Genomic DNA, 10870 nt, shown 5'->3' with positions numbered 1-10870 from the left:
TTTCAAAAATAGCCGCGCCGATTTTGTGATGGAGCCTGGTCGGATCATAGCGAACAGGATTCTCGCCCATGTGAAATCGCCTTTACTACCCGCTTTTATCGAAGAGATGCTTGAGCGATATGATGATGTGTGGGCGCATACACTAATTAACCGTATGAGCAGTATTGTCGGTGATGAGGAGTTGGATAGCTGGGCTTATGTTGTGGGCGAGGAGGAGACTCCCGCGTTGATGGAGGCTAAAAGGCAGGGCTTTGATTTGAAATTGTCGCTGTTTTTTAAAGATCCGCATAATCGTAAGCGTAACCTGCACGCTTTCCCTCTGATGCTTCGCCGAGACGGTATGGTTGATATGCTGCCAGGTGAGCTTGACGAGATTCAAGAGGGGGACGAGGTCCTCATTTGTGGTCTGAGCAAGTCAAATCGACGTATGCGTTGGACAGTTAATAACTATAACGTGCTGCACTATATAATTACTGGTAATGACGCGAGTAATAATCTGCTCTCGCGCTTTCTACAGAAAAACTCCTAATTTAAATCTATTGTTGAGGTGATCTCTGGCTTATCTATTGTTATGCCTGACTACTCTGTTCTGGGCGGGTAATTTTGTTTTGGCGAGGGCATTTACGGTTGAGATTCCGCCAATCACCATGGCTTCCATTCGCTGGACGACAGCATTGGTCCTGTTACTCCCATTCGTAATACCTACGATCTATCGACATTGGCCGATTATCAAAAGGCATCTGCCAATATTGATCTTATTAGGTAGTTTGAGTGTGGGAGCTTTCAATACCCTGGCTTACATAGGCCTGCAGTACACAACGGCGGTTAACGGTACATTGATGCAGTCTTCAATGCCGATAATGATATTGCTACTGAGTGCAATCTTTTTAAAGGAAGTTGCCTCAGTCAAGCAATGGTTGGGCGTAGGTGTTTCTCTATGCGGGGTTTTAGTTCTGATTAGCAGAGCTGATTTGGCTATGCTCAAAAGCTTGCAGTTTAATCCAGGTGATCTTTGGGTATTGCTGGGTATGTTGGTCTGGGGAATATACAGTATTCTTCTACGTTGGCGTCCCAAAGGATTGTCGGGGTTTACTTTATTTTCAGTAACTCTCATGGTGGGTGTGATTATCCTTGCACCTTTGGCCGTTGTCGAAATGCAAGATAAAGCGCCAATTGTATGGAATACAGATCTATACTACCTAATTGGCTATCTTGCAGTGTTCCCCTCTATCTTGGCATATCTGTTTTGGAATTATGGTGTTGAGAAGCTGGGTGCACATGCTGCGGGCTTATTTATACATTTGGTCCCGTTATGGGGAATGATCTTATCGGTAAGTTTTTTGGGGGAGAAGCTTTACGCTTTCCATTTTTGGGGGATCGTTTTAATATTTAGTGGTATTTATCTTGCCGTGATATCAGGCAAAAAACAGAAGAGTTAGGAGTAATAATGCGGACATTTTTGGTTACACTTATGGCAGTTTTCTTGATCTCACTGCCGATCGCCGAAACAGCAGAAGCTAAGCGTTTAGGCGGTGGTTCATCTTTTGGTAAAAGCTTCTCTTCACCTAAGAAAAAACAAGCTGCCCCGGCTCAAAATCAGTCATCAGCGACCGCAGCACAACAAAAAACGAATGCCGCAGCGACTAAAAAGCGTGGTTTTGGTGGGCTGATGGCGGGTATATTGGCTGGTGGTATCTTCGGTGCGCTGTTATTTGGTGGTGCCTTTGAAGGTATTCAGTTTATGGATCTTCTGTTAATTGCCGGTGTGATCTTTCTGATCTTCAAGATTATGTCGATGCGCAGGCAAGCTCAGCAGCCAACTTACGCTAACAATGGTCCGCAACAGTATGAGATTAAGCCGCACGCTGAACAGCAGCAGCGTGAAGCGGCACCCGAGCAGGATTCGAACTTCAAGCCTATGCCTTCATTTAACTCTGGCTGGGGCAACTCTGAAGAATTTGAATTGCCTTCATGGTTTAACCGTGAGTCGTTCCTGGAAGGTGCAAAAAGCCACTTCGTAACGCTACAGAAAGCCTGGGATGCGAGCAACTGGGATGAGATTCGTACATATACATCTGATGAGTTGTTCCAAGCGTTGCAGCAGGAACGCGCTAAGTATCCTGCAGATCAGACGACAGAAGTTGTATCAGTCATGGCTGAAGTGGCTAACTTTATTGATCAGAAATCTGAAGTGATTGTTAGCATCAACTTCTACGGTTGGTTGAAAGAGAACTCTGAAGAGACAACGGAGTTTAATGAAACCTGGCACCTGTCACGTGATATGAGCGTTGAGAATGCTGATTGGTTTATCGTGGGTATAGAACAGAACTAATCATTGAATTTGGAATGAAAAAAGCCAAAGCAATCTGCTTTGGCTTTTTTGTTTCAGCTTGTTTTTTTATGGATCATTCTTCGTGATCGCGAATGAAGGTCCAGGTATTTCCTTCCGACATGCTCTCTGCAAATCGATAGCCATCCAAATCAAACCCCTTAAGTTGTTCAGGATCTTCAATCTTATTCTGAATAATATAACGGGCCATCAGGCCGCGGGCTTTTTTCGCATAGAAGCTGATCATCTTATACTGGCCGTTTTTCCAGTCTTTGAATGCTGGTGTGATAACCCGCGCATTCAGGCTCTTCTCTTTTGCAGCTTTGAAATACTCATTAGACGCCAGATTAACCAATACCGGCTCTGCTGAATTTTCCAGCTCAGCGTTTAAACGATCTGCAATGGTAGTACCCCAGAATTCATAAAGGTTCTTACCACGGCTATTCTGCAGCTTGGTCCCCATCTCTAAACGATAAGGTTGCATCAAATCCAACGGCTTTAGCACACCGTACAATCCGGACAATATACGTAAGTGACTTTGAGCAAAGTCCAGATCTTCAGTGGACAGACTATCCGCATCCAGACCTGTATAGACGTCGCCATTGAACGCTAATACCGACTGCTTGGAATTCTCCTGAGTGAAATCAGGTACCCAGGATTCATAACGAGCAACATTAAGGCTGGCTAATTTATCACTCAGCTTCATGAGCTCAGCGACATCCTGAACAGATAGTTTCTTCAGCTCATCAATCAGAGTCTGGGCCTGATCAACAAATTCAGGCTGTGTGAATTTATCTGTGACTGGAGGAGTTTCGTAATCCAGGTTTTTAGCAGGGGAGACAACGATCAGCATAGGTATATTGCTTCTATCCAAATTAATGATCTGCCCATCATAACGCTGGGCAGGCAGACAAAAAAGGCCATTTTTTTAATGGCCTTTATTGTTTTTGACTATGGAACAGTTGGTCGCCTGAGATTCGGTTACTTATCAGTATTTGCTCAGGTTGAGGATGAGTTATTCTGGCTTGGTCCGTGTTTCTTGTTTTCGTTTGTAGATGCTATGAGCAACAACGCAGATGGCGGTGCCAATGCATACCAATAGAGCCGGAACAAGCGCATTTTCAAATGAACCGGTCACTTTCATGATAGCGCCAGAGATTAGAAATCCACCAAACAGGCATAACACGCCTGATACCGCAGCCATCATGATGTGGTTGATATTTTTGTCGGGGGTCTGGGAAATATACCAGGCAATGCTGGCAATAAGTGCGGAGAGGGTCACCCAGGAAGCAATTGATTCAGACATAATTGTATTCTTTGATTGTTATTATTTTCGTCCTTTGTAGCACTAACTACTGATGTGTGTCATCTCTACCTTGGTTGAGGTCGGGAAGACGTATCGGCTGGTGGAATTAACGGCTATTGAAGGGCGAAACCATGTGTGTTTTTCGGTATTATACCGCTCATTATACAGGTTTTTCAGCCCTGCTGGGTAAGATGGCAGGCAATAAGAGATGAAAGGTTAATGGATAAGAAAACGGTTCTGACGGGGATTACTACATCAGGTACTCCGCATATTGGTAACTACCTGGGGGCAATCAAGCCGGCAATCGAAATGAGCCAGAGTGGTGAGTACAACAACTTCTACTTCCTGGCTGATTATCATGCTTTGATCAAATGTCATGACCCAGAGCGTGTCGCTCAGTCCACACGCGAAATTGCTGCGACCTGGTTGGCGTTGGGCCTGGATACTGACAAAGCCACGTTCTATCGTCAGACTGATATCCCTGAGATTACTGAATTAACCTGGATTCTGACCTGCATGTGTTCAAAGGGTTTGATGAACCGTGCCCATGCTTATAAAGCTTCAGTTGATGCCAACCGTGATTCCGGTAAGGCAGACCTTGATGATGGCGTAACGATGGGGCTGTTTAGTTACCCGATTCTGATGGCTGCTGACATTTTGATGTTCAATGCCGATCTAATTCCTGTAGGTAAAGACCAGATACAGCATATCGAAATGGCCCGTGATGTAGCGGGGCGCTTTAACCATACTTATGAAAATCTATTTACCCTGCCTGAAGCGGTGGTTGATGAGGCTACCCAACTGATCCCGGGCCTGGATGGTCGTAAGATGTCAAAAAGCTACGACAATACGATCCCATTGTTCTGCTCAGCTGATGAACTGTATAAGTTGATCAAACAGATCAAAACCGATACTCGCGAGCCGGGTGAACCAAAAGATGCGGACAATAGCTCTTTGTTTCAGCTGTATAGCTGTTTTGCCAATGATCTGGAAACTGCAGCTATGCGCACCCGTTTTGAAGATGGCATTGGCTGGGGTGATGCGAAGAAAGAACTCTTTGAATTCCTGGATGCGAAACTCGCTGAACCCCGCGCGCGTTATAACGAGTTGATGAATGACTTGGGCGCTGTAGAGGAAGTTCTTCTAAAAGGGGCTGATAAGGCGCGTGAAGTTGCAACACCACTGATGGATAAGGCGCGTATTGCGGCGGGTATTCGTCCTCTGACTTATGTTGCTGAAAGTAAGTCTGAAGAAAAGCAGAAGAAAGAGAAGTCTGCTGAGGCTATGGCGCGAGCTGAAGAGGGCCGTCGTCGTGCGATTCTGATGCAGCTCAAACCGCTTCTGGAAAAAGTTGAAGCGGCCGATGATAAGGCCGTTGCAGCGCAAGCGATTATCGCGGATAAAACTTCCGAAGTTGAAGGTCTGAAGAAAAAAGCCAAGCAGAAAGCGCAGAATGAATTGGACCTCCTTACGGAAGAGCTAGCTCAATATCTTTAAATCAGGCAACGACTAGGCTTCGAGGCGGGATATGTTTACAACCATTATCAGTGCTAAAGCGTTACAGGCATCCATTACTCAGCCAGACTGGGTGATTCTGGATTGCCGGTTTAACCTGATGGATACCGCTGCCGGACGAACGGCTTATGCAGAGGGGCATATCCCCGGTGCGTTCTATTTGCACCTTGATGAGGATCTGTCCTCAGGTATCACCCCTGAAACGGGCCGCCATCCTCTACCTGATGCGAATGAGCTTGCCGAAAAGCTGGGTCGTTGCGGTATAACCCAGTCTACGCAGGTCGTGGTTTACGATGATTGCAGTGGCATGATGGCAGGGCGCTGCTGGTGGCTGCTTCGATATCTGGGGCACGATGCTGTGGCGTTACTTGATGGTGGGTTACAGGCCTGGCAACGTGCTGGCGGGAAGCTTGACCAAAAACTACCGATCGAAGCTAATCTTTCCTTTCCGCCTAGCCTGCAAAGGGATGCGAATCTTGTCGTTGATCAACTTCAGGAAGAGCGGATGGGCGGTAGTGCCATATTGGTTGATGCGCGAGCGGCGGAACGCTTTCGTGGAGAGGTTGAACCCATTGATCCTATTGCAGGGCACGTGCCTGAGGCATTAAATCGGCCGTTAACAGACAACCTTGCGGATGGTTATTTTAAAGCGCCGGAGCAGCTCAAATCTGAGTGGGCTGCTTTGTTAGGCGATCAACCAGCAGAGCAAGTGGTTCATATGTGTGGTTCTGGTGTAACCGCTTGTCATAACCAACTGTCGATGGAAATAGCTGGGCTTACGGGAAGCCGTTTGTATAGTGGTTCCTGGAGCGAATGGATTAGAGACCCCAAACGCCCTGTCGCTAAGGGTGAGTAAACGCCAGTCACTGACTGGCATCTCTAATCTCGTTTAAAGACCAGTCATACTCGTAGTCATCAATCCTGGTGTGTTTTTCCAGCTGCTGCATAAGAGCAGGATCAGCAAACATTGCGATATGCTGAATAATATCCTGATCCGAACGGCCAAAATCCTCGCTAAACCAGCTGTAGATCTTAGACAGGATGAGTTTCTCATTATCAATGTAAACGCCGCGTGGGTGGTTGATATAGAGGCGGGCATTCTTGTCTAGGAGTTGTTCTGTGTTTGCAGCAGTAAATGCCTGATCACTCAGATTAGGGCAGCCTACCGATGCACAATTCACTGCATAGTGAATGCGAGGGTCCTGCCATATTGGGCGTAGAATTCGATGTTCGATATCGTCCAGACTTAATGATTGATTTTCTATACTCAATAGCTTCTTCTTCCATGGGCCGTTACTAAAAAAGCCTGGGGAGATATCAATATCTGTAATGGATTTCACTGGATAGTATTCCAGGATAAGGGCGACCGTCTGGGCGTTATAAAGATTGATCCAAAAGGCCATCTGTTCTTCTTGCGTGTAGTGGCTGATCGTTAAAGACTGCAAATAGTTGAGGTAATTACTAAGCAGAGCCTTATCAGCATTGGTGACCCGAGAATAGGCGACCCGGTTATAGCCTGAGGGATCAGTGGCAACATAAGTAGTTAGCCACTTCTGCCAGTCACTATGATCGATCAAAAGCTCACTCTGCGGAGTGTTTTGTTGCCAATGTGGCCATAGATCGGCTTTCGGCGCAGCATGCAAAGGCATCGCTAGCATAAGTAAAAGTGTCAGAAGTAGTCGTTGCAGCATGATCTCGGGTGAAACCTGTTTTGTAATGGGTTTTACTAAAGACCTTCTATCGAGAAAATAATTCCATAGTATTTAATCGGCAGAGAGTGATAGTGAATTCCAATGACCCTAATCACCATTCTTAAATTTAACTCTCTGCCTCGCCTCTCTATACTGGTGGTATTGTATAAGCCTATTGGTACCTAAGAGGGGAGTAATCTATGGCACTGTACCAAACCGGAATTGTTGCAGACGCGAATCCAGCTGCGCTGTTTCTAACCTTCAATCAAACTCGAAGTGATGGTGCTCAGGAGAAGGTAAAGGCGGTCCTGTCAAAAATTCCCGCGCTTGAGCTGCTGTTTAATCAAAGTAACCCTGGTGCGAATCTGCATATCGTCGCGGCGATTGGCAGTGCATACTGGTCACAGCTCAACTTAACAGGCGTTCCGAGCGAGTTGCAGCCTTTCCCAAGTCTTGAAAACGGTGAAATGATTGCACCCAATACCCCGGTTGATCTGCTATTCCACATCCGTTCTGAACGTAAAGATCTGAACTTTATGTTAGCCCAGCGCCTCACGACGGAATTAGGTGATGCGGTGGAACTTGTTGAAGAGGTTGAAGGGTTTCGCTATCTGGATTCCAGAGACCTGACGGGTTTTGTTGATGGGACAGAAAACCCCGAAGGCGAGAATCGTATCAATGTGGCTGTGGTGGGCGAAGAAGATCCTGACTTTGCTGGAGGGTCATATATCCATTTGCAGCGTTATGTTCATAACATGCCGTTCTGGAACAAGCAGCCGTTAAAAACTCAGGAAGATACCATTGGCCGTACTAAGGCAGATAACGTGGAATATGCGTCTGCTGCGAAAGCAATGACAGCGCATACCAAGCGTACATCACTTAAAGATGAGCAGGGCCGATCGATCGAAATACTCAGGCACAGTATGCCTTATGGAGATACTCGTGAGTGTGGTCTGCTATTCGCGAGTTATTGCCGATCTCCGGAGAATTTCACATTAATGCTGAAGAGCATGATTGAAGGGGATGGTAGTGGGCATTGTGATCACCTGCTGAAATATACCCGTGCAGTAACAGGCCAGGCCTTTTTTGCGCCTTCCGTTGCGTTTCTGGAGAGCCTTTGATTATTAGGTAGTCTATTTACATAAATCATTTCTATCTGTTCAAATATTAGTCATTTTGTTGTAAAAATTCTCAATTAAGCTATGCTCTTATGTAGAAAAATTACAATAAATGAAAAAATATAAGAAGGTCAGAGTTGAAGATGCAGATGGAAATGAATACTCGCACGATTGCTATCCTTGAAATCGATGGCGAGAGTTACCAGGTAGATGGATGTTATCAGGGTCAGCAGCGTAAAGCGCAGTGGTATAACGTAGTTAAATCCAGTGATCGCTCAGTTCAAGTGGAACATTTAGACGAGTTCCCTTCACACCAGCAGATTCGCGACTTGCTGAACTGATAATCCAGAAAAAGATATAAAAAAGCCAGAGCGGTTGTCGCTCTGGCTTTTCTGTTTTTGGACCTGTGGCAGGCGTTTTGAATTAGATTATTGAACCATCTCGTTATCGCTGAACATACCTTCAAACAGAGCGGAAGAAAGGTATCGCTCACCAGAGTCTGGCAAAATAACGACAATGTTTTTGCCTTCGTTACCCGGTTGTTTTGCTACACGAAGGGCTGCGCACAGAGCCGCGCCACAAGAGATACCCGCCATAATACCCTCTTTTTCCATCAGCAGGCGTGCGGTAGCAATAGCGTCTTCATTGCTAACCTGTTCAACCTGATCGACGAGCTCAAGATCAAGGTTCTTTGGTACAAAGCCTGCCCCAATGCCCTGAATCTTGTGCGGAGAAGGTTTAACTTCATCGCCATTAATTGTTTGTGTGATAACAGGAGAGTCCACAGGTTCAACAGCAACAGAGGTGATCGCTTTACCCTGTTCTTTCTTAATGTAGCGGGAGGTACCCGTGATAGTACCGCCAGTACCTACACCAGCAACCAGAATATCAACGGTGCCATCGGTATCATTCCAGATCTCAGGACCCGTTGTTTTCTCATGGATCTCAGGGTTAGCAGGATTCTCGAACTGCTGCAGCATCATATGGGTGTCAGGGTTTTGATCAACGATCTCCTGAGCTTTCTCAATTGCACCTTTCATGCCTTTAGCAGGTTCTGTCAGAACAATCGTAGCCCCCAGTGCTTTCATGATCTTACGTCGTTCCAGGCTCATGGAAGAAGGCATCGTGAATACAATGTCATAGCCTCGGGATGCAGCGACAAATGCCAATGCGATACCGGTGTTGCCACTTGTTGGCTCAACCATGGTCATGCCCGGCTTAAGGGCGCCACTTTTCTCGGCTGACCAGATCATATTTGCACCGATACGACATTTTACCGAGCCTGCTGGGTTGCGAGATTCAATCTTACCGAAAATATTCAGGCCTGGAGCCAGTCGCTTCAGGTGAACCAGTGGCGTGTTACCAATCGTAAGGGAGTTATCTTCGTAAATGTTCATTCTGCTACCCAACTAATCCTTGAATTTATCTATATTCCTTGTGGGAATATAATTCTGGTTTTTTATGTATTCTTGAAGTCTAGACTTTTTATCGCAGAATGGCTGAACGGATCAAGGTGTTTTTGTTTCTATTAGAATATTTCTAATATTAGAGTGTATTGATATTATTCCATTTGGTTTTTGCCTCAGAGTGAATTATGCGTACTTTTAATCGTTTGTTAGCCCCTGTTATTTTCTTTATCGCCTACACGCTTTTTCGTTCATCGCTTCAGCAGAAGTCGCTGAAAAAACATAACTTCGTGATGAAATTATTCCGATTTGCTGCGGACAATGGACATAAAAAAGCGCTTTCAGTTTACGGGCACTTGCTACATTTCCGAGGGGATGGTGCGCAAAACCGTATCCAAGGAGGGATCTATCTTCAGCAGGCAGCTGAAAAGGGGGACGCAAAAGCCCAATACCAGATGGGTAAGATCTACGAGTCAGGTTTTGAACATTACTTTCAGCCCGATGAAGGTAAAGCGCTTGGTTTCTTCCAGCTAGCTGCAGAGCAGGGGCATTCATTGGCCGTTCGACGTTTAATCGATACATACACTGATGGAGAACTAGGCCAAATGCCTGATCCAGATTTGGTGCTTAAATGGCAGGCTAAACAGTCTCAGCTTTAGTGCTTCATTTCATTGGCGCTGCGGATAATGAGATAGCAGAATACAAGCCCCATTAAGTTTGTAGAGACTGGATTAAACGCTTCGATCAAAAGGTCTGCTCTTGCCAGAGCTACGAAACTAAGTAAACCGATCAAAGAGAAAGCGGCGATATATACAGGGAATAGCTGCTTTCTTAAAAAGATAATCATCAAACCCAGAATGACCTCCATGGCACCTGCTGCAGGTGACAGGAAAGTTGCATCTTCTTTGGCAAAGCCGCCTGCTTCAATCAGCTGTTTTTCTATCTCGCTTAACCAGATTATTTTAGGCACTAAGCCGTGATAGATAAAAAGTAAGCCCAAGGTTAGGCGGTAGATCAAATTAGTTGTCATCGAGGAATCGACCTTGATAATCGGGGGAGGGAAGCTGGCAGTAATCATACTTGCCGAATAGCTTATAACGATTCAGCGCGATTCTGTCGTATAGCCAGTTGCGTATAGCTGAGGGGAGCACTCTAAACAGGTTGAGTGTTTTCCAGGGGTAGCCAAGCTGCAGGACGATATTTAAGAACGCTTCGCTTTTTTCAAAGCACTGTCCGCCTTCAACATAGAGCATGGTTTCGTAGAATGAACGGGGATAACCGAAGTGTTCCAGAATCACTTTTCCTTGCTCCGATTGCACTGAACAGAGCTTAAATTGGCGGGCTTTATCATGCTTAATAATAAAATTAGCCCATCCATTACAAAGCTTACAGGCACCATCGAAAAGAATCACTTTATCAGTGCTATTTAGGTTGGGGGGCAATTGACTCATTACAGGCATTCCTTCGCTTATTCGGTTGATAGTATTTTTAAGTAGAGCAACTTC

General features: G+C 45.7%; 13 protein-coding genes and 1 pseudogene. 8 read left to right on the top strand and 6 right to left on the bottom strand.

Annotated elements, in window-relative coordinates; translation table 11 throughout:
* From MED92_RS06865 to MED92_RS06855, 3 genes and pseudogenes are all read left to right on the top strand, one after another.
* Window positions 1–529, top strand: a pseudogene (locus tag MED92_RS06865) (potassium transporter TrkA); the annotation flags it as partial.
* A 37-nt stretch (window positions 530–566) separates the two neighbouring features.
* Window positions 567–1439 carry a DMT family transporter gene (locus tag MED92_RS06860; RefSeq protein WP_007020793.1) on the top strand — a complete coding sequence of 291 codons (873 nt, stop codon included), beginning with the start codon at window positions 567–569 and terminating at the stop codon, window positions 1437–1439.
* 8 nt (window positions 1440–1447) lie between these two features.
* Window positions 1448–2332, top strand: a complete 885-nt coding sequence (locus MED92_RS06855; protein ID WP_007020792.1) for a Tim44 domain-containing protein — start codon at window positions 1448–1450, stop codon at window positions 2330–2332.
* Window positions 2333–2405: 73 nt separating this feature from the next.
* Here the strand turns inward: MED92_RS06855 and yaaA are convergent, their stop codons facing one another.
* Together yaaA and MED92_RS06845 are read right to left on the bottom strand one after the other, a co-directional pair.
* Complete coding sequence (gene yaaA / locus MED92_RS06850; protein WP_007020791.1) at window positions 2406–3182, bottom strand: peroxide stress protein YaaA; 777 nt, start codon at window positions 3180–3182, stop codon at window positions 2406–2408.
* Window positions 3183–3344: 162 nt separating this feature from the next.
* A complete protein-coding gene (locus MED92_RS06845) occupies window positions 3345–3635 on the bottom strand; it encodes a hypothetical protein (RefSeq protein ID WP_007020790.1) in 291 nt (96 codons plus the stop codon).
* Between the two features lie 219 nt (window positions 3636–3854).
* Here MED92_RS06845 and MED92_RS06840 point away from each other — a divergent pair, with 219 nt between their 5' ends.
* Complete coding sequence (locus MED92_RS06840; protein ID WP_007020789.1) at window positions 3855–5132, top strand: tryptophan--tRNA ligase; 1278 nt, start codon at window positions 3855–3857, stop codon at window positions 5130–5132.
* Between the two features lie 31 nt (window positions 5133–5163).
* Window positions 5164–6006, top strand: a complete 843-nt coding sequence (locus MED92_RS06835) for a sulfurtransferase (RefSeq protein WP_007020788.1) — start codon at window positions 5164–5166, stop codon at window positions 6004–6006.
* A gap of 7 nt (window positions 6007–6013) precedes the next feature.
* Here MED92_RS06835 and MED92_RS06830 read toward each other — a convergent pair whose 3' ends face one another.
* A complete protein-coding gene (locus MED92_RS06830; protein WP_007020787.1) occupies window positions 6014–6841 on the bottom strand; it encodes a DUF547 domain-containing protein in 828 nt (275 codons plus the stop codon).
* 200 nt (window positions 6842–7041) lie between these two features.
* Between MED92_RS06830 and MED92_RS06825 the strand changes: the two genes are divergently transcribed.
* Complete coding sequence (locus MED92_RS06825; RefSeq protein WP_007020786.1) at window positions 7042–7962, top strand: Dyp-type peroxidase; 921 nt, start codon at window positions 7042–7044, stop codon at window positions 7960–7962.
* Window positions 7963–8108: 146 nt separating this feature from the next.
* Complete coding sequence (locus tag MED92_RS06820; RefSeq protein ID WP_238321495.1) at window positions 8109–8300, top strand: hypothetical protein; 192 nt, start codon at window positions 8109–8111, stop codon at window positions 8298–8300.
* An 87-nt stretch (window positions 8301–8387) separates the two neighbouring features.
* On the opposite strand, the gene cysK is transcribed toward MED92_RS06820, so the two are convergent.
* Window positions 8388–9356: a cysteine synthase A gene (cysK, locus tag MED92_RS06815; protein ID WP_007020784.1), complete on the bottom strand. Its 969-nt coding sequence runs from the start codon at window positions 9354–9356 to the stop codon at window positions 8388–8390.
* Between the two features lie 197 nt (window positions 9357–9553).
* Here cysK and MED92_RS06810 point away from each other — a divergent pair, with 197 nt between their 5' ends.
* Window positions 9554–10024, top strand: coding sequence for a tetratricopeptide repeat protein (locus MED92_RS06810; protein WP_007020783.1), 471 nt, complete (start codon window positions 9554–9556; stop codon window positions 10022–10024).
* Here MED92_RS06810 and MED92_RS06805 read toward each other — a convergent pair.
* Complete coding sequence (locus MED92_RS06805; RefSeq protein ID WP_007020782.1) at window positions 10021–10395, bottom strand: DoxX-like family protein; 375 nt, start codon at window positions 10393–10395, stop codon at window positions 10021–10023. The genes MED92_RS06810 and MED92_RS06805 overlap by 4 nt on opposite strands.
* Window positions 10385–10816, bottom strand: coding sequence for a thiol-disulfide oxidoreductase DCC family protein (locus MED92_RS06800; protein ID WP_007020781.1), 432 nt, complete (start codon window positions 10814–10816; stop codon window positions 10385–10387). Before MED92_RS06800 ends, MED92_RS06805 begins: the two co-directional genes overlap by 11 nt.
* Between the last annotated feature and the right edge of the window lie 54 nt (window positions 10817–10870).

The sequence above is a fragment of the Neptuniibacter caesariensis genome (assembly GCF_000153345.1).
GTDB lineage: Bacteria > Pseudomonadota > Gammaproteobacteria > Pseudomonadales > Balneatricaceae > Neptuniibacter > Neptuniibacter caesariensis.
This window is presented reverse-complemented; position numbering and strand designations above follow the sequence as displayed.

Coding starts and splice junctions, on each gene's coding strand:
- MED92_RS06855 (WP_007020792.1), top strand. CDS start 1,448: ATGCGGACATTTTTGGTTACACTTATGGCAGTTTTCTTGATCTCACTG.
- yaaA (WP_007020791.1), bottom strand. CDS start 3,182: ATGCTGATCGTTGTCTCCCCTGCTAAAAACCTGGATTACGAAACTCCT.
- MED92_RS06845 (WP_007020790.1), bottom strand. CDS start 3,635: ATGTCTGAATCAATTGCTTCCTGGGTGACCCTCTCCGCACTTATTGCC.
- MED92_RS06840 (WP_007020789.1), top strand. CDS start 3,855: ATGGATAAGAAAACGGTTCTGACGGGGATTACTACATCAGGTACTCCG.
- MED92_RS06835 (WP_007020788.1), top strand. CDS start 5,164: ATGTTTACAACCATTATCAGTGCTAAAGCGTTACAGGCATCCATTACT.
- MED92_RS06830 (WP_007020787.1), bottom strand. CDS start 6,841: ATGCTGCAACGACTACTTCTGACACTTTTACTTATGCTAGCGATGCCT.
- MED92_RS06825 (WP_007020786.1), top strand. CDS start 7,042: ATGGCACTGTACCAAACCGGAATTGTTGCAGACGCGAATCCAGCTGCG.
- MED92_RS06820 (WP_238321495.1), top strand. CDS start 8,109: ATGGAAATGAATACTCGCACGATTGCTATCCTTGAAATCGATGGCGAG.
- cysK (WP_007020784.1), bottom strand. CDS start 9,356: ATGAACATTTACGAAGATAACTCCCTTACGATTGGTAACACGCCACTG.
- MED92_RS06810 (WP_007020783.1), top strand. CDS start 9,554: ATGCGTACTTTTAATCGTTTGTTAGCCCCTGTTATTTTCTTTATCGCC.
- MED92_RS06805 (WP_007020782.1), bottom strand. CDS start 10,395: ATGACAACTAATTTGATCTACCGCCTAACCTTGGGCTTACTTTTTATC.
- MED92_RS06800 (WP_007020781.1), bottom strand. CDS start 10,816: ATGAGTCAATTGCCCCCCAACCTAAATAGCACTGATAAAGTGATTCTT.